This window comes from Luteimonas sp. KH_071 (genome assembly GCF_057838005.1).
The window spans coordinates 2,626,897-2,652,624 of the sequence record NZ_CM174458.1 but is presented as its reverse complement, the minus strand read 5'-3'; the positions used below and the strand labels follow the sequence as shown (position 1 = coordinate 2,652,624).

23 protein-coding genes are annotated in these 25,728 nt (G+C 67.2%); 14 read left to right on the top strand and 9 right to left on the bottom strand.

Going from position 1 to position 25,728, the window contains the following annotated elements; translation table 11 throughout:
- Nucleotides 1-243 precede the first annotated feature (243 nt).
- Nucleotides 244-606 carry a hypothetical protein gene (locus AC3IRM_RS12155; RefSeq protein ID WP_489203397.1) on the top strand — a complete coding sequence of 121 codons (363 nt, stop codon included), beginning with the start codon at nt 244-246 and terminating at the stop codon, nt 604-606.
- A 107-nt stretch (nt 607-713) separates the two neighbouring features.
- Nucleotides 714-1,100 (top strand): hypothetical protein, encoded by a 387-nt coding sequence (locus AC3IRM_RS12150; protein ID WP_489203396.1) that lies wholly within the window; start codon nt 714-716, stop codon nt 1,098-1,100.
- Between the two features lie 53 nt (nt 1,101-1,153).
- Here the strand turns inward: AC3IRM_RS12150 and AC3IRM_RS12145 are convergent, their stop codons facing one another.
- A complete protein-coding gene (locus AC3IRM_RS12145; RefSeq protein ID WP_489203395.1) occupies nt 1,154-2,266 on the bottom strand; it encodes an alkene reductase in 1,113 nt (370 codons plus the stop codon).
- A gap of 142 nt (nt 2,267-2,408) precedes the next feature.
- Between AC3IRM_RS12145 and AC3IRM_RS12140 the strand changes: the two genes are divergently transcribed.
- Both AC3IRM_RS12140 and AC3IRM_RS12135 read left to right on the top strand, forming a co-directional pair.
- Nucleotides 2,409-3,011: an MgtC/SapB family protein gene (locus AC3IRM_RS12140; RefSeq protein ID WP_489203394.1), complete on the top strand. Its 603-nt coding sequence runs from the start codon at nt 2,409-2,411 to the stop codon at nt 3,009-3,011.
- A gap of 117 nt (nt 3,012-3,128) precedes the next feature.
- Nucleotides 3,129-3,953, top strand: coding sequence for a hypothetical protein (locus AC3IRM_RS12135; protein ID WP_489203393.1), 825 nt, complete (start codon nt 3,129-3,131; stop codon nt 3,951-3,953).
- Nucleotides 3,954-4,046: 93 nt separating this feature from the next.
- Here the strand turns inward: AC3IRM_RS12135 and AC3IRM_RS12130 are convergent, their stop codons facing one another.
- Nucleotides 4,047-4,418, bottom strand: a complete 372-nt coding sequence (locus tag AC3IRM_RS12130) for a DUF1428 domain-containing protein (protein ID WP_489203392.1) — start codon at nt 4,416-4,418, stop codon at nt 4,047-4,049.
- A gap of 139 nt (nt 4,419-4,557) precedes the next feature.
- A complete protein-coding gene (locus AC3IRM_RS12125) occupies nt 4,558-4,950 on the bottom strand; it encodes a MerR family transcriptional regulator (protein WP_489205917.1) in 393 nt (130 codons plus the stop codon).
- A gap of 88 nt (nt 4,951-5,038) precedes the next feature.
- On the opposite strand from AC3IRM_RS12125, the gene AC3IRM_RS12120 reads away from it, so the two are divergent.
- The 3 genes from AC3IRM_RS12120 to AC3IRM_RS12110 all read left to right on the top strand — a co-directional run bounded on the left by AC3IRM_RS12120 (nt 5,039) and on the right by AC3IRM_RS12110 (nt 8,219).
- Complete coding sequence (locus AC3IRM_RS12120) at nt 5,039-5,818, top strand: MauE/DoxX family redox-associated membrane protein (RefSeq protein WP_489203391.1); 780 nt, start codon at nt 5,039-5,041, stop codon at nt 5,816-5,818.
- 136 nt (nt 5,819-5,954) lie between these two features.
- On the top strand, nt 5,955-6,182 hold the full coding sequence (locus AC3IRM_RS12115) for a hypothetical protein (protein WP_489203390.1): 228 nt from the start codon (nt 5,955-5,957) through the stop codon (nt 6,180-6,182).
- A gap of 396 nt (nt 6,183-6,578) precedes the next feature.
- Complete coding sequence (locus tag AC3IRM_RS12110) at nt 6,579-8,219, top strand: EAL domain-containing protein (RefSeq protein ID WP_489203389.1); 1,641 nt, start codon at nt 6,579-6,581, stop codon at nt 8,217-8,219.
- A gap of 187 nt (nt 8,220-8,406) precedes the next feature.
- On the opposite strand, the gene AC3IRM_RS12105 is transcribed toward AC3IRM_RS12110, so the two are convergent.
- The 4 genes from AC3IRM_RS12105 to AC3IRM_RS12090 all read right to left on the bottom strand — a co-directional run bounded on the left by AC3IRM_RS12105 (nt 8,407) and on the right by AC3IRM_RS12090 (nt 13,325).
- Entirely contained in the window at nt 8,407-11,430 is a 3,024-nt protein-coding gene (locus tag AC3IRM_RS12105) for a TonB-dependent receptor plug domain-containing protein (protein ID WP_489203388.1), read from the bottom strand.
- A gap of 510 nt (nt 11,431-11,940) precedes the next feature.
- Nucleotides 11,941-12,177: a hypothetical protein gene (locus AC3IRM_RS12100; RefSeq protein ID WP_489203387.1), complete on the bottom strand. Its 237-nt coding sequence runs from the start codon at nt 12,175-12,177 to the stop codon at nt 11,941-11,943.
- A gap of 195 nt (nt 12,178-12,372) precedes the next feature.
- The gene (locus AC3IRM_RS12095; RefSeq protein WP_489203386.1) at nt 12,373-12,765 is read right to left on the bottom strand and encodes an MAPEG family protein; all 393 of its coding nucleotides are present in this window, start codon (nt 12,763-12,765) and stop codon (nt 12,373-12,375) included.
- Nucleotides 12,766-12,785: 20 nt separating this feature from the next.
- On the bottom strand, nt 12,786-13,325 hold the full coding sequence (locus AC3IRM_RS12090; RefSeq protein ID WP_489203385.1) for a type 1 glutamine amidotransferase domain-containing protein: 540 nt from the start codon (nt 13,323-13,325) through the stop codon (nt 12,786-12,788).
- Between the two features lie 157 nt (nt 13,326-13,482).
- On the opposite strand from AC3IRM_RS12090, the gene AC3IRM_RS12085 reads away from it, so the two are divergent.
- The 6 genes from AC3IRM_RS12085 to AC3IRM_RS12060 all read left to right on the top strand — a co-directional run bounded on the left by AC3IRM_RS12085 (nt 13,483) and on the right by AC3IRM_RS12060 (nt 21,689).
- Nucleotides 13,483-15,912, top strand: a complete 2,430-nt coding sequence (locus AC3IRM_RS12085; protein ID WP_489203384.1) for a DEAD/DEAH box helicase — start codon at nt 13,483-13,485, stop codon at nt 15,910-15,912.
- Complete coding sequence (locus tag AC3IRM_RS12080) at nt 15,909-16,844, top strand: ribonuclease H-like domain-containing protein (protein WP_489203383.1); 936 nt, start codon at nt 15,909-15,911, stop codon at nt 16,842-16,844. The genes AC3IRM_RS12085 and AC3IRM_RS12080 overlap by 4 nt, the downstream gene beginning before the upstream one ends.
- Before the next feature lie 227 nt (nt 16,845-17,071).
- Nucleotides 17,072-18,430 (top strand): APC family permease, encoded by a 1,359-nt coding sequence (locus tag AC3IRM_RS12075; protein ID WP_489203382.1) that lies wholly within the window; start codon nt 17,072-17,074, stop codon nt 18,428-18,430.
- Complete coding sequence (locus AC3IRM_RS12070) at nt 18,427-19,104, top strand: SAM-dependent methyltransferase (protein WP_489203381.1); 678 nt, start codon at nt 18,427-18,429, stop codon at nt 19,102-19,104. Before AC3IRM_RS12075 ends, AC3IRM_RS12070 begins: the two co-directional genes overlap by 4 nt.
- A 163-nt stretch (nt 19,105-19,267) precedes the next feature.
- Nucleotides 19,268-20,266 carry an alpha/beta fold hydrolase gene (locus AC3IRM_RS12065; RefSeq protein WP_489203380.1) on the top strand — a complete coding sequence of 333 codons (999 nt, stop codon included), beginning with the start codon at nt 19,268-19,270 and terminating at the stop codon, nt 20,264-20,266.
- 148 nt (nt 20,267-20,414) lie between these two features.
- The gene (locus tag AC3IRM_RS12060; protein WP_489203379.1) at nt 20,415-21,689 is read left to right on the top strand and encodes a COG3904 family protein; all 1,275 of its coding nucleotides are present in this window, start codon (nt 20,415-20,417) and stop codon (nt 21,687-21,689) included.
- 489 nt (nt 21,690-22,178) lie between these two features.
- Here AC3IRM_RS12060 and AC3IRM_RS12055 read toward each other — a convergent pair whose 3' ends face one another.
- Both AC3IRM_RS12055 and AC3IRM_RS12050 read right to left on the bottom strand, forming a co-directional pair.
- Entirely contained in the window at nt 22,179-24,011 is a 1,833-nt protein-coding gene (locus tag AC3IRM_RS12055) for an ABC transporter ATP-binding protein (protein ID WP_489203378.1), read from the bottom strand.
- A gap of 101 nt (nt 24,012-24,112) precedes the next feature.
- Nucleotides 24,113-25,144 carry a quinone oxidoreductase family protein gene (locus AC3IRM_RS12050; RefSeq protein WP_489203377.1) on the bottom strand — a complete coding sequence of 344 codons (1,032 nt, stop codon included), beginning with the start codon at nt 25,142-25,144 and terminating at the stop codon, nt 24,113-24,115.
- A 68-nt stretch (nt 25,145-25,212) separates the two neighbouring features.
- On the opposite strand from AC3IRM_RS12050, the gene soxR reads away from it, so the two are divergent.
- Entirely contained in the window at nt 25,213-25,668 is a 456-nt protein-coding gene (gene soxR, locus AC3IRM_RS12045; RefSeq protein WP_489203376.1) for a redox-sensitive transcriptional activator SoxR, read from the top strand.
- Nucleotides 25,669-25,728 lie beyond the last annotated feature (60 nt).

Here is a 25,728-nt window from a genome sequence, read left to right as displayed (position 1 = left end):
CGTGTACAGGCGGAAGGCGGTCTGCGCCGATCGTGCCGTCGATGCCGGGCGGCTGCCGTTTCAACACGCCCACGCCGCCCGCCTGCAGTGCACATGCACGCCAGTCCGGCCGCGCCGGCGTGTATCACGCCATCCGTTCGCGCCCGTTATTGCCGACGCAACGCCCGGCTCTTGCGGCTGGCGGTCAGGCGCTTCACGCAGTCGTCGCTACACTCGCGCACCCCTCCTGTCGCGGATGTCTTCATGTTCAAACGCATCGTCCCGCTGCTGTTCGCCGCCACCCTCGTCGCCTGTGCGGCGCCTGCCGAACGGCCGTCCACCCATGCAGGTCCCGACAAGGCGACCGTCACCCACGAAGCAGACTGCAACCGCGTCGGTGGCGAATGGACCCAGCTCGGCCGCGCGCCGGTCAAGCAGTGCCTGCGCCAGACCACCGATGCCGGCAAGGCCTGCAGCGACAGCCAGCAATGCGAGGGCCAGTGCATCGCTCCGGAAGGCACGACTGACGGCGCACAGGTCGGCGGCGCGTGCAGCGTGGACACCAACCCCTTCGGCTGCCAGCAGCGCGTGCGCGACGGCGTCGCTTCGACCATCTGCGTCGACTGAACGACGCGCATCGCCCGGCGTGGTTCCGGGCGATGACCGCGGGCCCTTCATGGCACCTGCATAACCGGGGACATAGGGTCGGGCTTCACTCACGCCCCGGAGGCGTCATGACCCGTCCCATCTTCAAGCTTGGTGTGCCGATGCTGCTTGCACTTGCATCTGTACCGGCGTTCGCACAGCAGCTTCAGCAGCCGACCACGCCCGCACGTCCCGCGACACAGCCCGCTGCGATGCCTGCGACGCCATCCGTGCCGGCCACGCCTTCGCAGCGCGGTCAGCCACCCGGGACGATTCCGTCGACCGGGCCGGCGCCGCAGGTGCGACCCCAGCCGGCCACCCCGGCAAGCCAGCCGGTCACGCCACGTGCCATGCCCACGCAGGTGCGTGACGCACAGGGCCGCATCGTGCCCGGTGCGCAGGAGGTGGTGCCGGGCCGTGCACGCGATCCGGTGACCGGTCAGGAATTCCAGACCGCGCCGATCCCGCGTCCGTAAGCGGTTCCCTGAAAGAAGCGCGCCGCCGATAACCGGCGGCGCGCATGCCGACCTCAGTCGAGCGTCGGATAGTCCGTATAGCCGGCGTCGCCGCCGCCGTAGAACGTCGCCTGATCAGGCGTGTTGAGCGGCGCGTCTTCGCGCAGGCGTCGCACCAGATCCGGATTCGCGATGAAGGGCCGGCCGAAAGCCACCGCATCGGCGTGACCGGACGCGACCGCTGCTTCCGCCTCGGCCTTGTCGTAATCGTTGTTGACGATCCAGGCGCCGGTGCCCCCGGCGTTCGCGTATGTCGCCTTGAGCGCGGCGTAGTCGAACGGTGCGTCGCCCTGTGTGTAGTCCCGCTCGCCACCGGTCGCGCCTTCGATGATGTGCACGAACGCCAAACCGAGCGGCGCCAGCAGTTCGACGACATGTGCGAACAGCGGCTGCGGGTCTGGGTCGTGCGCATCATTGGCAGGGGTGACCGTCGAGATGCGGATGCCGGTGCGATCGCCACCGATCTCATCGACCACGGCGCGCATGACCTCGCCGAGGAAGCGCACACGGTTCTCGATGCTGCCGCCATAGGCATCCGTTCGCGTATTGCTGCCACTGCGCAGGAACTGGTCGATCAGATAGCCGTTCGCGGCGTGGACTTCAACGCCATCGAAGCCGGCATCGATCGCGGCGCGCGCGGCGCGACGGTAGTCCTCGACGATGCCGGGCAGTTCGTCGAGCTCGAGCGCGCGCGGCGTGGACGTCTCGACGAAGGTGCCATTGCCGTCGGCGTCATGGATGAAGGTCTTGCTCTTGGCCGTGATCGCCGACGGCGCGACCGGCGCCTGGCCGTCGGGCTGCAGCGAGGTGTGCGAGATCCGGCCGACGTGCCACAGCTGCACGACGATCCGGCCGCCCTCGGCATGCACGGCATCGGTGACGCGACGCCAGCCGTCGATCTGCTCGGGCGCGTACAGCCCCGGCACGTCCGCATAACCCTGACCCTGGTGGGAGATCGCGGTCGCCTCCGTGACCAGCAGGCCTGCGGTCGCGCGCTGCGCGTAATAGAGCGCAGTGCGCGGCTGCGGAATCGCGTCGGGCGAGCGGTTGCGGGTCAGCGGCGCCATGACGATGCGGTTGGCGAGCGACAGCGCGCCGGCGGTGAGAGGATCGAACAGGGTGGGCATCGGGAAGGTTCCAGTCGGTGAGCGCCTGACCTGCTGGGCGCAGGGACGCTTTTCAAGCGGGGCAGGGGGCGGGGAAGCGGGACGCTCCGTTGCGCATGTGCGCGGAACTGTCATCTGACTGTCATCACCGCGGGCCGACCGGATGGACGTTAGCGTCCATTGCCCCGATTCCGAGCCTGTCTCCGATGCCGCAACCGCCCACCGGGTGTGCCCATATCCTCCAGTTCGCGGCGATGCCGCAATGAGCGTGCTGGAGCAGATCGGCGCCGCAGTCACGCGCGAACTTGCACTGCCGGATGTGGACACCGCGACGACCATCGTGGTGCGCGTGCTGGTCGCGGCGGTGCTCGGCGGCATGGTCGGCTGGGAGCGTGAGCAGAAAGGTCGCGCGGCAGGATTGAAGACGCACATCCTAGTGTCGATCGGATCGGCACTGTTCGTTCTTGCGCCGCTGCTCAGCGGTATCGAGGGCAGCGACGTCACGCGCGTGATGCAGGGGGTCGTGTCGGGCATCGGGTTTCTCGGCGCCGGTGCGATCCTGAAACTCGACAAGGGCGAGCGCGTCGAGGGCCTCACGACAGCCGCTGGCGTCTGGATGACCGCGGCGATCGGCATGGCGGCGGGCATGGGTCAGGAAATGATCGCGCTGGTGACGACGGTGATGGCCCTGGTCGTCGTCGGCGCAGTGCCGCGATTGCAGCGCAGGGATCCCCCGGACGGCGGAGACATGCATCCCGACGAGTGACGTCCACGCAATGCGGGTCTGAATGGTTCCACCGCCTATTAGGGGTTTCGCGACGGCGGTTTCATCTGGCGCAACGCACGGTGGGCCTTCAAACCCACGAAGCGGAGATTCCCCCAGATGAGCAACAAAGACGAAATCCAGGACGGTGGGCGCGACCTCAATCGCGATCCCATCAGCAAGACTCCCGGCGCACATCCGGTGGGTGTCGGTCTTGGTGGCACTGCGGGTGGCGTTGCCGCAGGCGCTGCGGCGGGCACCGTGTTCGGTCCGGTGGGCACCTTGATTGGTGCAGCCATTGGCGTAATTGCAGGCGCGGCCGTCGGCAAGGGTGTGGCCGAGCGCATCGATCCGACGGGCGAGACCGAATACTGGCGTGATGCGCATCGTGAACGCGACTACGTCAAGGCAGACCACGATTACGATCGCGACTACGCGCCGGCCTACGGCTTCGGCCTGCAGGCGCGCGAAGCCGATCGCACCCGCGACTGGGGCGCGTCGGAAGCATCGTTGCAGAAGGAATGGGAATCGGCGCGTGGCGAATCGCGTCTGGCGTGGGACGACGCGCGACCCGCAGTGCGGGACGCCTGGGACCGTACGGACCGTACCTACGACCTGTACGAGCGCAGTGACAAGTACTACGCCGATGCCTTCGAGCGCGCGCCGTATCGTGAAGCCGACGCGGATTACACCCATTACCAGCCGGCCTACCGCTACGGCGCCTACGCGCGTACCCGCCATGCGGACCGTGCATGGGATGACAGCCTGGCGGCCGAGCTGGAAAGCGACTGGGCGAACCGCCGTGGCGATTCTCCGCTGGACTGGGACCGCGCGAAGGCGGCAGTGCAGGATGCGTATGTCTCGCATGACCGCTACAGCGGTGGCGGCAGCTATATCCGCGAGAACAGCGGCCGTGACGACACGGACAGGTTCCGCGTCGGCTGAGCCTGCGATCGATGACGAAAGGGCGCGCCATCAGGCGCGCCCTTTTTTTTGAAGTGGGCGCTCATCCGCGACGACATCGGAAGCCCACCACTCTCAGCCCCTCGTTCCAAGCTCCACCACCGGCGCGAACCCGCCATAGATCATCCGTTTGCCGTCGAACGGCATCGGGTTCTTCTGCGGATCCATGCGCGGATCGCTGCCGTCCATCATCTTCGCGAACGCGGCATCGCGCGTCACCTTGTCCGGCCATTCGATCCACGAGAACACCACCGTCTCGTCGTCCTTGGCCTGCACCGCCTTGCGGAAATCGGTGAGCGTGCCGTCGGGCACATCGTCGGCCCAGCACTCGAGCACGCGCGTGGCGCCTAGCTCCATGAAGAATGCATCGCCGCTGATGGCGTGGTCGACGAACTTCTGTTTGTTGGCCGTTGGCACGGCGATGACGAAACCATCGATGTAGGACATGGCGGAACTCCTGACGGGGCGCGGATGCGCGGGTGCACTACAGCACCGTGCTGCAGTTTTCCTGGAGAACGACGCCGCAGGGCGGCGCGTTTCGACATGCGGCCGCCGTGTATTCAGCCGTTCCTGCGCCCGGAGGCGCTTAGGCGTCACCCGTCTGCGTATCGAACGCGCCCAGGATCGGGCAGGGGCCACGACCACCGCGGCCGCATCGGTGTGCCAGGGTGGCAAGCGCATCGCGGGCCTGCTGCAGTTCGGCGATGCGCGCATCGAGCGCGGCGATGCGTCCGGTGGCCAGACTGCGCACGCGTTTGCGGTCCTGCGTGGCATCGAGGGCCAGCAGCTCGGCGATGCCGTCGAGCGTGAAGCCGGCCGCCTGCGCGCTGCGGATGAAACGCAGCCGGCGCAGATCAGCTGCGCCGTAGCGACGGATGCCCGCGCCGCGCGCCGGCGTGTCCAGCAGGCCGCGGCGCTGGTAGAAGCGCACGGTCTCGACCCCGACACCACCCGCATCCGCCAATACGGAGATGGTCATTGTGTCCACGCTTGACTCCGTACCATGGTACGGCCGGTATACAGGACGGTATCCGATGCCGGCAAGGCGTCCACCCGAGGAGATTGCGATGACGATGTCCACCAGCCGACCGCGCGCGGTGCTCCATCGCATGGTGATGCCCGGCCATGTCTGTCCGTTCGGCCTGAAGGCGCGGCACCTGCTGCGCAGCCATGGCTACGAAGTCGAAGACCACTGGCTGGACACGCGCGAGGCCACCGATGCGTTCAAGGCCGCCCACGACGTCAAGACCACGCCGCAGGTGTTCATCGACGGCGTGCGGATCGGCGGCCATGACGATCTGCGCAGGTTCCTCGGCCTGAAGGTGCGCGATCCGAAGGCGACGACGTATCGACCGGTCGCCGCGCTGTTCGCGATGACCGCGTTGATGGCGCTCGCACTGTCGTACGCGGTGTACGGGTCCGTACTGACCGTGCGCGCAGCGGAGTGGTTCGTCGCCCTGAGCATGTGCGTGCTGGCGCTGCTGAAACTGCAGGACGTGCAGACCTTCTCCAGCATGTTCCTCAACTACGACCTGCTGGCGAAGCGCTGGGTGCCATACGCCACGCTGTATCCCTTTGCCGAAGGGCTGGCCGGCGTGCTGATGCTCGCCGGCGCCTTGACGTGGTTCTCAGCGCCCCTGGCGCTGGTGATCGGCGGCATCGGCGCGGTGTCGGTGTTCAAGGCCGTCTACATCGAGAAGCGCACGCTCAAATGCGCCTGCGTCGGTGGCGGCAGCAACGTGCCGCTGGGCTTCGTGTCGCTGACCGAGAACCTGATGATGGTCGCGATGGCGATCTGGATGCTGCTGGCCCCCGTGCTGTGGCCGGGCCTGCACGCGGCGATGTGAATCGTATGGCTGTTGCGTCGGGTGCGGATGCATTTCCCTCTTGCAGCATCTGCACACCCGACCGGATCGCCTTCACGTCCGCATTCAGATTTCTGCGCGACCATCGTCGCCTACATCGATTGTTCGGAGCATCTCCATGAGCGCACAGGGTTCGGCTGGCAACGTCATCGCCGCGATCTGCAGTTTCTTCATTCCCGGCCTGGGCCAGCTGGTGCAGGGCCGGATTTTTTCGGCGATCCTCTGGTTCGCCGCCGCGTGCATCGCGTTCGCGATCACCTGGCTGCTCACGGTGTCGCTGCTGCCGTTCGGCTGGTTCGTGGTCAGCATCTTCTCCTGCATCAACGCAGCGGTGTATCGCCGCTGACACGGGACGGGCCGGCAATGCCGGCCCGTGCTGCAAAGAGGATTGTCCCGGGGCGCCGGCTCGCCATTCGCCGCGCCGGAAGCCCTGCGGTCAACGTCGGAACACGCATGGCATTGTGATCGGCGCGTGGATCGCACTGCCCGTTTTCGAGTTCCGGGGCCGGCAGACCGGCCCGGTCATCGAAGTCGATTCGCGGGTGGATCGCCGGTTGCGCATGTGGGACACGCCGCCCGTCCATTGGCGTACCGACGTGCATCGTGACCGCGCAATCATTCGACATCGCGGGTGCGTTCGACAGCCGCACGGACGCGCGCAGCAGCCGTCTCACGGCGAAGCGCACTGTTGCCTGCGTGTGCGCACGTCAGGCCGCTGGCGAAAGCATGTCAATCCGGCGCGATGAACGACGCCCCCGCGCCCGCTATATTGCGGCGGATGGCCGCCGGACGCGGTCCAGTCGGGGGACGCGAGGTGGACGACGCTCAGGCGACAGGACGGCGGATTCTCCGCATGGCGACGATCGCCGGGTGCGCACTCGCAGGTGCGTTGCTGGCCGCATTCGTGTCCTGGAAGGTGGTGGTGCACATCGCGCAAGAGCATCTGGGCAGTCACGCCACGATGCTCCTGGAGCGCGCCATTGAACTGGACGTAGAGTCCCGTCTGGTCATCGACACCTTCAACCGGCAGCCGCAGGCGCGGTGTTCGGATCGCGAGTTCGCGCAGATGCGCGAGGCGGTCTACCGCACGTACTACATCAAGGACATCGGCCGCGTGGAGGACGGACAGCTGCGCTGCACCGCCAGCCTGTTCCGTCTGCGCGTGCCCGCGGCGGTGGAGCCGCCGCAACTGGAGACCCGCGACGGCCTGCAGGTCACCACGACGGAACTGCAACTGCTTGCCAGCGGCAGCCGCGCGCCGGTGCTTTCGATGGGCGACACGCGGGTGATTCTGGATCCGCTCGCGTTCCGCCTGCGGCCTGCAGCCGACATCGGTTTCACCGTGGGCTACGCGGATGGCGAGGGGCGTTACCTGCCGGTCTACGGTGCGTCGATGCCACTCGATGCGGCAGCGCTGCACGCCGGGCGTGCGCTCGATCGCGACGGGATGCTGATCTACCCGATGTGCGCGCCGCAACGCGACCTCTGCGTCGCCAGCACGCTGTCGAAGGCTGCGCTGTCCGACAGCCAGTGGCCGCTGCTGCTGGTATGCACGGTGCTCGGCGCGGGCGCGGGCGCCGCGGTCGGGTTGGCGTTGCTGCTGGCGCACCTGCGCCGGCATTCGGTGGAGGGCCGGCTGGCGCGTGCGATCAGGCAGGACGCGCTCGAGGTCGAGTACCAGCCTGTCGTGCGCATCTCCGACGGGGCACTGGTCGGCGCCGAAGCCCTCGTGCGCTGGCGCGATCACGATGGCCGCATGGTGCCGCCCGCGCGCTTCATTCCGATCGCGGAGGAGAACGGTAGCATCGGCCGCATCACCCAACTGGTGCTGCGTCGGGTGGCCAGCGACTTCGGTGATCTGCTGACCGCGCCCGGAGAGTTCCGCATCAACGTCAACATCTCTGCCGCCGACCTCGACAACAGCCGCTTCCACGCCGGCATGGCGCACACGCTGGACGCCGCCGGCATCGCCCGCGAACGCATCGGCATTGAACTCACCGAGCACTCCACGACTGCCCGCGACATCGCCGTCTCGGGCACGAAGCGCCTGCGCGAACTCGGCCATCACGTCTACATCGACGACTTCGGCACCGGCTATTCCAGCCTCGCGTATCTGGCCGAACTGGATGTGCACGCGCTGAAGATCGATCGCTCGTTTACCCGCACCATCGGGACGGATGCGGTCAAGGTGAGTCTGGTCCCGCAGATCATCGAACTTGCACGCACGCTTGGGTTGCAGGTCGTGATCGAAGGCGTTGAGACCGACGCACAGCGGGAATGGCTGCGTGCGATCGACTATCCGCTCTATGCGCAGGGCTGGCTGTTCGGCCGACCGATGCCGGCGGTGGAGCTGCGTGCGCTGCTGGACACACGGACACGCTGAGTCAAAGCCGGGGTCGCAGCGCGAGCCCTTGAGCAGACGCGCTCGTAGGGGGCGCGCGCCTTGCAAGGGAAAGCCGTCATGCCCACGGGCGTCACCTCGGCTGGCGATCGCGCTCACTGGATGGATATCCATAAAAAAGCACGGCCCCTTTCGGGGCCGTGCTCATGTCGCGGTTACAGCATGTCGATCAGAAACGCTGGGTGTAGCGCATGTACATGAAGCGACCGATGTCGAAGCCACCGTAGTACGAGGTGTTCGAGCTCGGCTGCGTGTACATGACCGGGCCAACCTTTTCGAACACATTGTTCGCGCCGATCGAGATCGTGGCATCCCACGGCGCGTTGTAGCGGATCTGCACGTCGTTGAACGTCACCGAGCCGGTGCGCTTGCGGCGGTAGATCTGGCTCGTTGTGCCCGTCAGGTTTCCGTTCGGAGCGATGACGATCTCGTTGCACTCGAGATTCGGTTCGGTTGAACCGGAGAGCACATAGGTGCAGTTTTCCTTCATCGACGAGTAGAAACGTGCGCCCCAGGTCACGCCGAAATCACCCATATCCCAGCTCACGCCGGTATTGGAGCGGATGCGGAACTGGCTGGTGAACCCGACGCCCGAGAGCGCGAGACGCGGATCGTTCGTGCTGACGAAGTAGTCCTTGGCGGTATACGTGCTGTTGGACGTGAACGCGAAGTTGCCGTAGTCGGTGCCCCAGCGATAGGACACGTCGAAGTCGAAACCTTCCGCCTTGCGGAAACCGGCGTTGCGGTTGCCGTACTGCATGAAGTTGACATAGCCCTGGGCGGCATCACGGGTGAACAACTGCGGCGAGCAGCGGCTGGTGATGCCGTTGATGTAGCAGTCGTTGAGGATGGCGGTCGGCGAGTCCTGGACGATCGTTTCGGCGATGCGGATCTTCCACCAGTCGAGCGCAATGTTCAGGCCTTCGACGAACGTCGGGCTCCACACGGCGCCGATCGTCTGCGACGCCGAGACTTCCGGCGTCAGCAGTGGATTCGAACCCTGGGTGAAGGCGACCGGCGTCTGCGAGTTCGCGGTGTTGACCGGATTGAAGCCCTGGCCGATCTGGCGGTAGCTGTTCGCGAGGGCGCCCAACGCGGCAACGCAGTTGGCACGGGTCGTCGAACCCGGCGTCGAGCTGCCGAAGTTGGTGTCGCACGGATCAGTGAACGACGCGAACGTCTGCGAGCCGCCGCCGAACAGATTGGCAATGGTCGGCGCGCGGAAGCCGTCGGCCACCGTGCCGCGCAGCAGCAGGGAGTCGATCGGCTTCCACTTGATGCCAAGCTTGTTGTTGGTCGTGTCGCCGAAGGTGTCGTAATCGGAATAACGGCTGGCGAGGCTCAGCGTCAGTTCCTGCGCGAACGGCAGGTCAGCCAGCACCGGCACTTCGAGTTCCGCATAGACCTCGTTGACGCGGTAGCTGCCACCGGTCGGACCCGACGCGAGGTTGGTGGATTCACCCGTCACCGCAAGCGCGTCCGGTATGAAAGTACCGCTCTCCTTGCGCGACTCGACGCCGACGGCAAAGCCGAGGTCGCCCGCCGGCAAAGTGAACACCGAGCCCGCGATATTGGCGTTGAAGACTTCGGTCTTGGTTTCGCCGGTCGCGTGCTCTTCCTGGAACAGGTAGTCCTGCAACGCCTTGTTGTTGGTCAGACCGCCGGGGCCTTCGACGCCGAACGGCACGAAGGGGTTGAACGGCACGCAGCCCGCGATCACGGTCGCCGCAGCGGTGCCGGTGGCCGGTGTTCCGCACACGAGCTGGCCCTGTGCGTTGACGTAGGACGGACCGACAGCCAGTCGGGTGCGCGTCAGATTGAGATTGCCGTACGAGGACTGGAGGGAGTTGCTCTTCGAGAACTGATAGCCCGCGTCCCAGTCGAAGAACCGCTCACCGACCTCGAAGCTGCCTTCGAGCGCAGTCGCGAAGCGGTAGGTCGTCTGCTCGGCGCGGCTGACGCGCGGGACTTCCCACGTACGACGCCACCAGTTGCTGATCGTCGATCCGGCCGGGTTGAAGTAGCTCTGCGCGGACATCGGAGTCCCGAACGAGGCCGCCTGCATCGGATAGCCGGCGACCGTGCGCTGCGAATCACGATAGCTGTACAGGAAGTTGCTGCGCAGACGGATGCTGTCGGTCAGATCGTAGTTCGTGTCGACGAACAGGCCGCGGCGCTCGATGGGCGTACGGAGGTCGGTCTGCTCGTTCGTGTTCGACTTGTGCAGCGTGGATCCAGGCGTACAACCGGCAGCGGTGCAACCGCCGATGTTCTGGTTCTGCAGGATGTAATCGGCAGGATTGCGCGGGTCGCCACCATCGCGAAGCACGACGCGGGGGCCTGCGGGATTCGGGTTGGTCGCGGTCGGAGCCGGGAAGGTGAACTGGGGAAACAGCGCGCGCTGGCTGTAAAGCGGCTGGAACCCGCCGATCTGTCCGACCGTCGTCCAGGCATCGGTCGGATGCAGATCCGAGCGCGGGAACGCGCTGTACGGACGATCGCTGGCCGCGACCTCGTCTTCCTTGCCCCACTCGGCTGCGATGGTGACCGAACCACGGTCGCTCGAGAAGCCCATGACGAAGTCACCCTTGGTGATCGCGCCGTCGCCTTCGCCGTACTGGCCGTAGTACGCGGACGCTGATGCGCCTTCGTAATTGGTGCGGGTGATGATGTTGACGACGCCGCCGATCGCGTCGGAGCCATAGATCGACGATGCGCCATCCTTCAGGACTTCGATGCGCTCGACCGCGACCGCCGGGATCGCCGAGATATCGGCCAGACCGCTCGTGGTGATCGGCATGCGACGGCCGTTGACCAGCACCAGGGTGCGCTCGGCGCCGAGGTTGCGGAGGCTGATGTAGGTACCGCCCGCGGCTTCACCAGCCGACAGCGGCGAGGCGCGGCTGATCGGCGGTGCACCTGCTGCGGAGATGTTCTGAAGGATATCGGCGACCGACTGAAAGCCCTGGCGCTCGATCGCGGCGCGATCGATCAGCAGCACCGGCTGTGCGGTTTCGGTATCGACCTGGCGGATGCGCGATCCGGTCACCTGGATGCGGTCGAGGTTCGTGGCACCCTCGGTGGTGTTGCTGGTGGCAGGCACGCCCTGAGCGTGCGCGACGCCCCCGACTGCGGCGCCGACTACGAGTGCGAATGAGATCGCATCACGCAATTTGGTCGTCTTCAAAGCCATCTCTCTCTCTCCACAATGAATGCGTTCGTAAATCCCCTGGTGCCAGAACTTCCCGGTTGGATGGAACCCATCTGACGGGACTGACCGGCCGATCCTATACGCCGTTAAAAAATAATAAAACTGGTGTTACGGAAAAATTTACCGTGAAGACGGGCCAAGCGATCCGCCACGTTGCGCAAAGTATTGATCCGGAACGAATCAAGCTGTCCGCCAGCGCGCCGGAAGGTGGGGGCGGAACGTGGAGACCGGGCGGGAGCCGCGGGGCTGAACACGCGGCGTTGCGACAGACGCAGGGACGGACGGGGCGCGGGCTGCCTCGCGAAACCTGTTCAGGTGGGGCCTGTGCCGATCACGTGGAGAATCGACGCGCGCGGTGCGGCTAGCGGGGTGGCAATCCGCCGGGCGTCAAGGCAAGACACGCTAGGATAAGACGGGGCCTGCGAGCTGCGACAAGAGGCTCGTCGGGCGCGGCTCAAGGCCGCCACGCATCCCGCATGCGCGACAACAGATTCAGGCGGCGCGGCTGCGCTCGAGCGCACGGCGATTGCGCGGCGGGACGAGATCGTCACTGGCGCGCCACGCGGCCTGCACTTCCGCGCGCACGTCGTGCCATGCACGCAGCCGGCCATCGAACTCCCACATGCGACGCAGCACGGGCTCGATGTCTTCCCAGGGACGTTCGGGATACGACGCGCGGCCGTTGCGGCCGAGCGAGATCACGAGGGTGCGGTCCGAGTCGTGCTTCATGCGAGGGTACTGCCGGTAGGGAGCGCGCAGGCTACGGCCCGATTCGTCTCTTTCCCGTGAATCGCACAGTGGATTTCGATGACAACGCATCCGCGTTCAGCGCCGGTCGCGACGTGTCGCGGTGCAGGCAGGAGCTGTCACGAAAGTGGAGAGTCGGATGTGCGCAGTCAGGCAAGCGCGATGTTGCGGCGCACCTCAGAACAGCGGTTTGATGATCTGGATCGTGCCCCATAGCGACAGCACCCACACGACGCTGCGCAGATAGGGAATACCGATGGCGTAGATCGGCAGATAAGCGACGCGCGCCCAGAAGTAGACCTGCGCGCCGAGCGCAGTGCCGGCATCCGCGCGACCCGCGAACACGACGGCGAGCACTGCGGCAGCGAACAGCGGAAACGTTTCGAGGAAGTTGCGGCTCGCAGCCGCGGTGCGCACCGCGGCGCCCGTCAGCGGCGGGGTGTCGGCGCTGTCGCGATTGCCCGCGTTCCAGCGCACGCCGCGTTGCGCGGTTGCGAATGCGGCGGCGACACCGATGTAGACGAGACCGAGGACGATCGCCCAGCCCAGCATCTGCAGTTCGATCGTCATCGTCTCAACTCCTCAGGGTGTCAGCCTGCGACCGCTTTCGCGATCGCTTCGTTGAACGCCGGAATGTCATCCGGCTTGCGGCTGGTGATCAGGTTGCCGTCGACGACGACCTCCGAATCTTCCCAGTGTGCGCCCGCATTGACCAGATCGGTCTTCACCGAAGGCCACGAGGTCACCTTGCGGCCCTTCGCCAGGCCGCTTTCGACCAGCAGCCACGGCCCGTGACAGATCGCGGCGACCGGCTTGCCGGCATCGCCGAACGCCCGCACGAATGCCACGGCGTCCTTGTCTGCGCGCAGCACATCCGGATTCATCTGGCCGCCTGGCAGCACCAGGGCGTCGTAGCTGCCGGGATCGGCCTTGGACAGGGCAACGTCGACGTCGACGCTGCGGCCCCAGTCCTTCTGGTCCCAGCCCTTGATCGCGCTGGCATCGCCGGGCGAGATGACGTCGACATGTGCGCCTGCCTCCTTGAGCGCCTTGAGCGGCTGCTCGAGTTCGGACTGTTCGAAGCCATCGGTGGCGAGGATGGCGATCTTCTTGCCGTCGAGGTTCTGCATCGGGGTGTCTCCGGGGGAATGGAACGACGATGCTGGGCGAGGCCGGGTACCTCCGCCGTGAAGCGGCCGTTCGCTGCGTGTGAGCCTGCAGTCTCGTCTGGTGAGACGCGCCGCGGCCACGCTTGCGCCCCGATATCGAAAGCGCCGGAGCAGGCCCTTGAACGCGATCCTCAAGCCTGCGCAAGCACTGGCGACCACTGGCGACGCCGTGTCAGGCAGCGCGCTGGCGACGAAGCTCGCGGCGAAATATCCGGGCCGCGTCACCGGCACCTTGCTGCTGCCCGGGCAGGCCGGCGACTACGCGCCCTTGCCCGACGACGTGCCCGAGGCGCTGGCACGCGCGCTGCGCAGCCGCGGCATCGACCGGCTGTATCGCCATCAGGCGGAGGCCTGGGCCGCGACCCAGGCCGGTCGCCATCTGGTCGTCGCGACCCCGACCGCTTCGGGAAAATCCTTGTGCTACACGCTGCCGGTGCTGTCGGCCGCGATCACCGCGCGCAGCAAGGCGCTGTACCTGTTTCCGACGAAGGCGCTGGCGCAGGATCAGGTGGCCGAACTGCTGGAGCTCAACAAGGCCGGCGAACTGGGCCTGCGCGCGGCGACTTTCGACGGTGACACGCCGGGCGACGCGCGCCAGGCGATCCGCATCAACGGCGACATCGTGGTCAGCAATCCCGACATGCTGCACCAGGCGATCCTGCCGCATCACACCAAGTGGGCGCAGTTCTTCGAGAACCTGCGCTATGTGGTGATCGACGAGATCCACACCTACCGCGGCGTGTTCGGCTCGCATGTCGCCAATGTGATCCGCCGGCTCAAGCGCGTGTGTGCGTTCTACGGCGTGACCCCGCAGTTCGTCCTGTGCTCGGCGACGATCGGCAATGCACGCGAGCACGGCCGCGCGCTGGTGGAAGTGGATAACGCCGCGCTGGAGGCGATTCTCGAATCCGGTGCGCCGCGCGGCGACAAGCACGTGCTGCTGTGGAACCCGCCTGTGGTCAATCCGGATCTCGGCCTGCGCGCATCCGCGCGCTCGCAGTCCAACCGCATCGCGCGCATGGCGATCCGCGCGGGCCTCAAGACCCTGGTGTTCTGCCAGACGCGGCTGATGGTCGAGGTGCTGACCAAGTACCTCAAGGAAGTCTTCGACCACGACCCGCGCAAGCCCAAGCGCATTCGCGCCTACCGCGGCGGCTATCTGCCGACCGAGCGTCGCGCGGCGGAGCGCGAGATGCGCGCGGGCAGCATCGACGGCATCGTCAGCACCTCGGCGCTGGAACTCGGTGTCGATATCGGCAGTCTCGATGTCGTGGTGCTCAACGGCTATCCCGGCAGCATTTCGGCGACGTGGCAGCGCTTCGGCCGCGCCGGGCGCCGGCAGCAACCCTCGGTCGGCGTGCTGGTGGCGAGCTCCGAGCCGATGGACCAGTACGTGGTGCGCCATCCGGAATTCTTCGCCGAGGCCAATCCCGAGCACGCGCGCATCGAACCCGACCAGCCGCTGATCCTGCTCGACCACATCCGCTGCGCCGCGTTCGAGCTGCCGTTCGTCGATGGCGACGGCTTCGGCCCGGTCGCACCATTGCCGTGGCTGGAAGTGCTCGCCGAATCCGGCGTGCTGCATCACGAGGGCGACCGCTGGGAGTGGATCGCCGACAGCTATCCGGCGCAGGCGGTGAACCTGCGCTCGGTGGCCGACGGCAACTTCGTCGTCGTCGACCGCACCGACGGGCGACAGACGATCATCGCCGAGGTCGATTATTCGGCCGCCGCGCTCACGCTGTACGAGGGCGCGATCCACATGATCCAGTCCGAGCCCTTCCAGGTGGAGCGTCTCGACTGGGAGGGCCGCAAGGCCTACGTCACCCGCACCCAGGTCGACTACTACACCGACGCGATCGACTACACCAAGCTGAAAGTCCTCGACGACGAGGAACAGGCCGATGCCGGGCAGGGCAGTGCGCATCTGGGCGAAGTGCACGTGGTGCGGCGCGTGTCGGGCTACAAGAAGATCCGCTTCCACACCCACGAGAACATCGGTTACGGGCCGGTGAACCTGCCCGACCAGGAGCTGCATACGAGTGCGGTGTGGTGGCAGTTGCCGCAGCAGGCGCTGGACCGCGCGTTCGATGCGCGCCACGAGGCGCTCGATGGTTTTCTCGGCGCGTCGTATGCGCTGCACCTGGTCGCGCAGGTCGCGGTGATGGCGGAGAGCCGCGATCTGCAGAAGGCGGTGGGCAGTGGCGACGGCACGTGGTTCGCGACCGCCGACCAGCGCGGCCGCGGCCAGTTGCGCGATGGCGATGGCGCTGCGCTGGATTTCGAGGGCATCGCCCGGTTCACGCCCACGCTGTATCTCTACGACAACTACCCCGGCGGTGTGGGCCTGTCGTCGCCGCTGTACGAGCGTCGTGACGAACTGCTGGCGCAGGCCGCGGCGCTGGTTGATTCATGCAGTTGCCGCGCCGGGTGCCCGGCCTGCGTCGGTCCGATCCTCGCCTCGGAAGAAGATGCCGAACGCACGCCGCGCCAGCTCGCTGCGCGCGTGATCGAATTGCTGGCGCACGCGCCGCAGCTGCCCGCATGAGCGCGTTGGCCAAACGCCTCGGCCTGTTGCGCAGCCAGGCCGGGACGGCGTTGCCGTCGGTGACCCCGACGCCGCCGATGCCGACGACTGCAACGCGCGCACAGTGGCCACGCGCCGATGGTGCACGTTCACCGGAGGACGTCGTCGCGCAATTGCGCAAACTGATGAAGCTGCGCGTGCCCACGCCCGCGAAGCGCCCGTCCGGACCGGTCGATCGCGCGCTGCCCGGGGAGGAGATCGCCCCCGGTCTGCGCTATCTGGAGCAGACCGCGGCGTGGCCCCACGACGACGGCGAACTCGCGCTCTACGACATCCGCCACGAACCTGCACGGCGAACCGATCTGCTGGCCTTCGACACCGAGACCACCGGCCTCGCCGGCGGCACCGGCACGCGTGCCTTCATGATCGGCGCGGCCGATTTCGTCGAGGGGCGGTTGCGCATCCGCCAGCTGTGCATCACCACGCTTGGCGCGGAGCGCGAGATGCTGAAGACGTTCTCGACATGGCTGCGCCCGTCGAGCGTGCTGGTCAGCTACAACGGCCGCAGCTACGACCGGCCCTTGCTGACCACCCGCTATCGCCTCGCCCGCCTGCGCGATCCGTTGATCGAACTGCGCCATGTCGACCTGCTGCATCCGGTGCGGCGCCGCTATCGCGGCGTATGGGCGAACTGCAAGTTGGCGACGGTCGAGCGCGAACTGCTCGGCGTACTGCGCGAGGACGACCTGCCTGGCAGCGAAGCGCCCGCGGCCTGGCTGGACTATCTGCGCGGCGGCAGCGCGGACAAGCTGCGCCGCGTGGGGCTGCATAACGCACAGGACCTGCGCAGCCTGTTCGGTGTACTGGAGGCGATGCGCGACGAGGCGGCGGTCGATACGGTAGTCGTGCCGGACGCGGTGGACGCTCCAGTGACGGATTGGGTCTTCGACTGAGTCGACCCGGGCGGCGGATTGCCGGCGCACAGATCTGCGCCTGTAGGAGCGCGGTTGCGCGAAGCGGCATTCCCGGCAAAGCCGTATCGCGCGCAAGCGCGCTCCTGCAGGGTCAACGCAGCTCGCGTTCACGTGCTCCGCATCGCGAGAATGCTTGAATCGTTAGGCCCAGCAGTTCCGAATCGCTCGCCGACCGGCAGCGAGGTGCCGCGCCACTCTGGAGCCCCATGGATATACGCGAACGCCGGCCTGCGACGGCCGACCCAGTGCCACCGCGTGCCACCCTCCGTGCGCGCGATGCGTTCGCGATCACCATCGGCGTCGTTGTCGGTGCCGGCATCTTCCGCACGCCCTCGTTGATTGCCGGCGCGTCCGGAAGTGAATTCGTCATGCTCGCGGCCTGGGTGGTGGGCGGCATCCTGTCGATCATCGGCGCGCTGTGCTACGCCGAACTCGCGACCACCTATCCGCAGGCCGGCGGCGACTACACCTATCTGCGACGCGCCTACGGCCCGCGCCCCGCGTTCCTGTTTGCCTGGGCGCGCGTGTCGGTGATCCAGACCGGTTCGATCGCGCTGTTGTGTTTCATCGTCGGCGACTACATGGCGCAGCTGTTCGACCTGGGCCCATGGTCGTCGGCGCTCTACGCCGCGGCCGCGGTGATCGGTCTGACCGCGATCAACTGGATCGGCACGCGGCAGGGCGCCACGGTGCAGACATGGCTGACGATCACCGAGATCGTCGGCGTGCTGGTCATCATCGTGGCCGGACTGTGGTTCGCGCCGACCGATATCGCGCCGATTCCGGGCAGTGGCGGCGACAGTGCGATCGGCCTGATCCTTGTGTTCGTGCTGCTGACCTACGGCGGCTGGAACGAGGCGGTCTACGTGACCTCCGAAGTGCGCGATGCGAAGAAATGGATGCCGCGCGTGCTGATCCTGAGCCTGATCGCGATCGCCGCGCTGTACGTGCTGGTGAACCTGGCGTACCTGCGGGTGCTGGGCCTGGGCGGCATGGCCGAACACAACGCCGTCGCGGCCGAGGTCATGGGGCGCGTGTTCGGGCCGACCGGCGCGATGTTGATGAGTGCGATCGTCGTCGCTGCGGCGTTGACCTCGGCGAACGCGACGATGATCACCGGCGCGCGCAGCGTATACGCCGTCGGCCGCGACTTCCCCGCGCTCGGTTTCATCGGCCGTTGGGACGCACGCAGTGGCACGCCGCGCGCGGCGATCATCACCCAGGGGGTGCTGGCGCTTGCACTGGTCACGCTCGGTGCGTTTGCGCGCGACGGTTTCGAGGTGGCGGTGGAGTACACGGCGCCGGTGTTCTGGCTGTTCTTCCTGCTGGTCGGCATTTCGCTGTTCGTGCTGCGCCGACGCGATCCCGATCTGCCGCGGCCGTTCCGCGTGCCGTTGTATCCGGTGCTGCCGCTGCTGTTCTGCGCAACCAGCGCCTATCTGCTGTATTCCAGTCTGGCCTACACCGGTCGCGGGGCGCTTGTCGGCGTTGCCGTGCTCGCGGTGGGCGGCCTGCTGCTGTTGCTGTTCAAACCGATCCCGCTTTCCGAGGAGACACCGTCATGAAGTCGAAGAAGACCCTGCTCGCACTCGCCATCTGCGCCCCGTTCCTGCTGGCCTGCGCCGACCAGGCGGTCAACGCCTATGAACCGGTCGACGGCAGCGCCACGAGTTCGGCGGCAGTGGACGACGACCCTGCAATGAACACCACGCACACCGTCACCGCCGCTATCGGTCCCGATTCGCCGTACGCCGAGGGTGCGCCCGCGCCGTCGCGCGAGCCCGACGTGATCTACGTGCCGACGCCCGAACCTGTCGTCGACGCGATGCTCAACCTCGCCGGCGTCAAAGAAGGCGATGTGCTCTACGACCTGGGCTCTGGCGATGGCCGCATTCCGATCGCCGCGGCCCAGCGCTTCGGCGTGCGCGGCGTCGGCATCGACATCAATCCAGTGCGCGTGCGCGAGGCGAATGCGAACGCGGAAACGGCAGGCGTCACCGAGCTGGTGACGTTCAAGGAAGCCGATCTGTTCGAAGAAGACATCAGCGAAGCCAGCGTGGTCACGCTCTATCTGCTGCAGAGCCTCAACGTGAAGCTGCGCCCCAAGCTGCTGGCGGAACTGAAGCCGGGTACCCGCATCGTCAGCCACGCCTTCGACATGGCCGACCAGTGGGAACCCGAGCAGACCCAGGAAATCGACGGCACCCGCATCTATCTGTGGACCGTGCCCGAGCGCTGAGCACCGGCCCGACGTCCTGCTGCTTGCCTGCTGACGCGCGCTACCACTCGCCGCTCGACGGCGCGCGCGAGGGGCGTCGAACAGGTTTGCGCCCGCTGCGCTCTGCCGGTCGTCCGCCGGCGGCGCGATACCATGATCGTTGCCCCTGCAAGAGACCGCGCAGATGACCCGCATTGCTTCGTATGTCCTGTCGCTCGCCGCGCTGTCGGCCACGTCCGTGTCCGCATCGCCCTACGGCGGCGAGCTGCAGGGCTTCGACTATCCGCACCCGCGCCAGTCATACGCGTTGGACTCGCAGGGACAGGCGCTGTCGATGGCGTACATGGACGTGCGACCCGAGGGCGCGGGCAATGGACGCACGGCGGTGCTGCTGCACGGCAAGAATTTCTGCGGACCGACCTGGGACGACACGATCACCGTGCTGGTCGAAGCCGGCTGGCGGGTGATCGCGCCGGACCAGATCGGCTTCTGCGGTTCGACCAAGCCGCGCGGCTACCAGTTCTCGTTCGCGCAGTTGGCGGCGAACACGCACGGGCTGCTTGAGGCGCTCGGTGTCGAGCGCCCGGTGCTGATCGGGCATTCGATGGGCGGCATGCTGGCCACGCGCTACGCGCTGCAGTATCCCGACGCGGTCGCGCAACTGGTGCTGGTCAATCCGATCGGCCTGGAGGATTGGCAGGCCGAGGGCGTGCCGTACGCGAGTATCGACACGATGGCCGAGGGTGAGCGCAAGACCACGTTCGACAGCATCAAGGCCTACCAGCTGAAGTTCTACTACGACGGCCAGTGGGCGCCGCGCTACGACCGCTGGGTCGACATGCTCGCGGGTATGTACGCCGGTCCTGATCGCGAGATCGTCGCCTGGAACCAGGCGCAGACGTCCGAGATGGTGTTCACCCAGCCGGTCGTCCACGAATTTCCGGCGCTGCGCGTGCCCACGCTGTTGATGATCGGGGGCAAGGACCGCACGGCGCCCGGCGCCAACCGCGCGCCGGAAACGGTGGCCGCGCGGCTGGGGGATTACCCGGTGCTGGGACGCAAGGCCGCCGAGTCCATTCCCGATGCACAGCTGGTCGAGTTCCCGGCGCTGGGTCATTCGCCGCAGGTCGAGGCGCCGGACGAGTTCCATGCCGCGCTGCTGCGTGGGCTCGCGCGGCGCTGACGGCCGGACAGTGGGCGAGACGTCCGGGATGCCCGGCGCGCGCGACGGGTCGACATTCATTCCGCATTCGTCCGGTACCGGGCACAGCCCCTAGACTGTCGACTATCGTCGCGCGCAGCGCGTCACTGCCCACAGGACCTGTTCCCCGATGTCGATCCGGCGCCGCCTGCCATTGCCGCTGTTGTTGACTGCCTGCATCGCGCTGGCGGCCTGCCAGCGCGCCGCGGAGAACACGGCGCCGCCGATCGAAACGGTCGAGGTCGCGAGCCCGGAGGAGGGTGGGGCGGTCAGCAGCGCACCCGTCGATGTCGACGCCGTGCCTGCGGTGCCGGTCGCCGAGCCCGACACGGGCGGTGTGGACTGGTCGGCGGTGATGACCCTGACGGATGGCACGGCGTCGATCAGCTGCGAACTCGACTACGCCAATGCCGGCGACGGCACGCCGCTGACCGCGTTCGACCAGGATGCGCTGCGCGAGGCGATGGCGGACTGCGCCGAACGTGGCGTGTTCCGGTTGCGCTTCAAGGGTCGGGTCACGGAAGACTTCACCCGGCTGATGAAGCGCCTCGCGTTCGTCGCCGACGAACTGTCGATGAACAAGCGGGTGCTCGACATCGACTCCAGCGGCGGCATGGTCGAGGAGGCCATCCGCGCCGGCGACGTGATCGCCGAGACGCGCTGGACGATCTGGGTGCGCGAAGGCGCGGTGTGTCACAGCTCCTGCGTGTTCGTGCTGGCGGGCGGCGACACCCGTCTGATCGGCGGGCGCGTCGGCATCCACCGCATCATCCGCATGAGCTCCAGTGCGTCGACCCGTGCCGAACTCAATCGCGAACTGCGTGCGGTCTACGGCCGCGTGCGCGATTACCTGGAGCGCAATGGCGCCGCAGTCGCGGTCGCCGATCTGATGATGGCCGTGCCCAACCGCAGCCTGCGCATTCTCACGCCGGACGAACTCAAGCTGTATGGCCTCGACGGGGTGAACCCGGCCCAGGACGATCTCGATCGCCTGCGCCTGATGCGCAAGTGCGGCCAGGACTTCGTCGCCCGTCGCGACGCATATGCGCGTGCGTTCGACACGACGTGCAACGCGCCCGACCGCGACGTCGAGCAGATGGCGGGCTGCGGCCTCGAGCTGCGCGGCAAGTTCGGCTTCCCGGATGCGCAGTGTCCGAGCGAGAGTCCGCTGTCGGAGTTCGATCTGGTGGGTGCTTTGACCGCAGCGGCGGGTAATGCCAGTCGGCTGCGCATTCTCGGCGTGCCTGTGGGGGAGCCGCGTCCGGCTGCCCGTCCTGTAGCGCCGACGCGTGCGACACCGGCGCCTGCACCTGCGGCCGTCTCTGCCGAATCGCGTGCTGCGGGCGAGCCCGCGGACGAGGGCGATGCGGCAGCCGATGAAGAGGCGGAGGCGCCTGTTCCGTGATCGGCGCAGGGGGTTCGCGCTGATCCAGGCGTGGCGGTGGAGCCAGGCTGTGGGAATGGCATCTATCTCGAAGAACTGCTTGAAGACCGCAGGCTCAGGGTTCAGACGGCCGCGATGAACTGAGCACCTTTCCGTTTGGGAGAGAGCCTGCCCCGGACTTGATCCGGGGTCGACGCGCGGAGCGCGTCGGGCGAGGGCGGGGGTCGACCAGTCTTACGTGAAAAGGCCTAGGGCCGCCTTCGGAGATCCACGACCTGCTTCCCTCACCCCAACCCCTCTCCCTGAGGGAGAGGGGCTCAAGTCGCTGGCGCTCGAAGATTTTCGCGACCTGTCTTTCTCACCCCAACTCTCGCTCTGCGCCCGGCCCTCGCGTTGCCGAGATGGCGTTCGTCGGCACGCGCGCCAGTGGCTCGTATGCGTGCCACCTCACCCCAGAGGGGCTCGACACGATGGCGCTTAGGGTTTCGATAGGCGGGCTGCGCCAACGCCTCACCCCTCCGCCAGAAACCCGCCCGACTGCCGCTTCCACAGCTGCGCGTACACACCGTCGCCGGCGACCAGCGCCTCGTGCGTGCCCTGTTCGACGATGCGGCCGCGGTCCATGACGATCAGCCGGTCCATGGCCGCGATCGTCGACAGACGATGGGCGATCGCGATGACGGTCTTGCCCTGCATCAGCCGGTAGAGATTCTCCTGGATCGCGGCTTCTGCCTCGGAGTCCAGCGCCGATGTCGCTTCGTCGAGCACGAGGATCGGGGCGTTCTTCAACAACACACGGGCGATGGCGATGCGCTGGCGCTGCCCGCCGGAGAGTTTGACGCCGCGCTCGCCCACATGCGCGTCGTAGCCGATGCGGCCCTTGGCATCGCTCAGCGTCTGGATGAACTCGTGCGCCTCGGCGCGCCTGGCCGCTTCGATCATCTCGGCTTCGCTCGCATCCGGGCGGCCGTAGAGGATGTTGTCGCGCACCGAACGATGCAGCAGCGAGGTGTCCTGGGTGACCATGCCGATCTGCGCGCGCAGCGAATCCTGTTCGATCGTCGCGATGTCGGTACCGTCGATGCGGATGGTGCCGGCTTCGCGGTCGTAGAACCGCAGCAGCAGATTCACCAGGGTGGACTTGCCGGCGCCCGAACGCCCGACCAGGCCGATCTTCTCGCCGGGCCGTACGTGCAGGTCGAGGTCTTCGATGACGCTGCGGTCGTTCTGGCCGTAGTGGAAGTCGACGTGTTCGAAGCGGATGTCGCCGGCGATCTTCGCCAGCGGCGGTGCGTCCGCCTCGTCCTCGACGGTCGGTGCGAGCGAAATCGAATTGATGCCGTCGCGCACCGTGCCGATGTTCTCGAACAGCGACGACAGCTCCCACATGATCCACTGGGACATGCCGAGCATGCGCAGCGCCAGCGCCAGACCCACGGCGATCGAGCCGGTGCTGATCGCACCCCCGTGCCACAGCCACAGGCCCAGGCCTGCGACGGAGGCGACCAGCAGCATGTTCAGCACGTAGTTGCAGACGTTGACGATGGTCACCAGGCGCATCTGCCGGTGCACGGTCTGCAGGAAGCCGTCCATCGCCTCGCGCGCGTAGGCCTGCTCGCGCTGCGAATGCGAGAACAGCTTGACGGTCGCGATGTTGGTGTAGCTGTCGACGATGCGTCCGGTCATCACCGAGCGTGCGTCCGCCTGTTTCTCAGAGATGCGGCTCAGCTGCGGCACGAAGCGCCACATCAGCGCGCCGTAGAGCAGCAACCAACCAATGAACGGCAGCATCATCCGCCAGTCGGCCGCGGCGGCGACGATGATCGCGCCGGTGAAATACACGATGACGTAGTTGCCGACATCCAGCAGCTTGATCACGGTTTCGCGCACGGCCAGCGAGGTCTGCATCAGCTTGGTCGCGATGCGCCCGGCGAACTCTTCCTGGAAGTAGCTCATCGACTGCCGCAGCAGATAGCGATGCACGTTCCAGCGGATCCGCATCGGGAAGTTCCCGAGCAGGGTCTGGTGGATGACCATGGTGTTGAACCAGGTCAGCAGGGGCAGGGCGATCAGCACCAGTACGGCCATCAAGACCAGTCGTCCCCCCTCGGCCGCCATGAAGGTTTCAGGCGTATGCGAGGTCAGGCGGTCGACGAGCGAACCGACATAGGCGTAGAGCGCGACCTCGGCCACCGCAATGAGCGCGGTGAACGCCGCCATCAGCAGCAGCCAGCGGCCGCTGCCGCGCACGTAGTGCATGCAGAACGCGAACAGCGTCGTTGGCGGCTGGGTCGGGATCGACGGCGGGAAGGGATCGATGCGGTTTTCGAACCAGCGAAGCATGGGGAATCCAGTGGCAGCGCGGCAGGCGCGCGGGGATAGGTCGCCTATTGTCGGCGATGGCGGTCGCGGCTGGCGCGACGCGCTGCGAACGCTGCGTGCGATCAGGGCACGTCGAGCACGATACGGCCGAGATGATGACGTTCGATCGCGCGCGCGGCGGCGGCTGCGTCGGCCAGCGGGAAGCGTGCGTCGATATGCAGATGGAATGGTCCGCGCGCCGCGGCGCGGCAGGCTGCATGGACCTGGCGCGCGCCGGCGCCGGCGCCGAATGCCGATGCGGCAATGTCGTCGCGCGCCGGCGGCGCCGGGACGCCACGCGGCCAGGCAATGCGACCGCCGGCGCGAAGCGCATCGACGATCGTGCCGGCGTCCGGCGTGCTCGCGGTCAGCAGCGCGGCGTCGAGGCCGTCGGGCGCGAAGATCCGCAGGGCCGGCGCCAGTGCGTGGCGTCGGCCGTCGATGGTCATGTCCGCGCCGAGTCGTTCGGCCAGTGCCACGCCGTCGGCGCCCGACGCCACCGCCAGCACGCGCGCGCCGCGCTGCCGCGCAAACTGCAGCGCCATGTGGCCGATGCCGCCGCTGGCCCCGAACACCAGCGCGGTATCCCCCGGACCCAGCGCCAATGCGACCGCGACCGCGTGCATCGCCAGGCCGCCGTCGACCGGCAGTGCGGCCGCCTGCGGCAACGTGAGGCGCGGCGGCACCGGCCACAGATGGTCCGCGTCGACGACGACGAACTGTGCGTGGAAGCCGTGCTTGGGACTGCGCAGCGGCAGCAGTCCGCAGACCCGGTCGCCTTCGCGCAGACGCTGCACGCCTGCGCCGACTTCCACGACCGTGCCCGCACCTTCTGCGCCGGGTACATACGGAAACACCGGCACGCCGGCAGCGGACGGTGCCAGCGCGCCTTCGCGCTCCAGCACGTCCCAGGGGCCGAAGCCTGCCGACAGCACGCGTACAAGCACTTGCCCCGCGCCGGGCAGCGGAATCGGTCGCTCGACCAGGGACAGCACCTCGGGCCCGCCGAAGCGCTCGAAGGCGAGGGCGAGCATGGTCTCGTCCAGCGTCGCCCCGGTCACGCTGAGGTCTTCGGAACCGTAGGCGGCGTGAAGTGTGGAATCGTCGAAGGTCATCGGTCGGCCATGGACAGCAGGGGGATTGGCGCGCAGGCTATGACCTCAACCAATGTTGAGGTCAAGTCATGGTGACGCGTGCACGACGTGCGGACGAAGTGCTGTCGGTCGGCGAGCTGGCTGCGCGCAGTGGCGTGGCGGTCTCGGCGCTGCATTTCTACGAGCGTCAGGGGCTGATCCACGGCGGCCGCAACGCCGGCAACCAGCGTCGTTACGGCCGCGAGGTGCTGCGGCGCGTGGCGATCATCAAGGTCGCGCAGCGCGCCGGCATTCCGCTGGCCTCGATACGTGAGGCGCTGGATACGTTGCCTGATGGCCGCACGCCGACCACCGCGGACTGGACACGGCTGTCGCGTCGCTGGCGCACGGAGCTGGAGGCGCGCATCGACCAGCTCACGCGCCTGCGTGACCAGCTCGACGGCTGTATCGGCTGCGGCTGCCTGTCGCTGAAAGCCTGTCCGCTGCGCAATCCCGAGGATGTCGCCGGCGCAAGCGGCCCCGGCGCGCGGTATCTCGAGGCTTGATGCCCGTACGAACACGCGCGAAGCCGGTTCTCCGGTCACGCCGCATCCGCGCGCAAACGC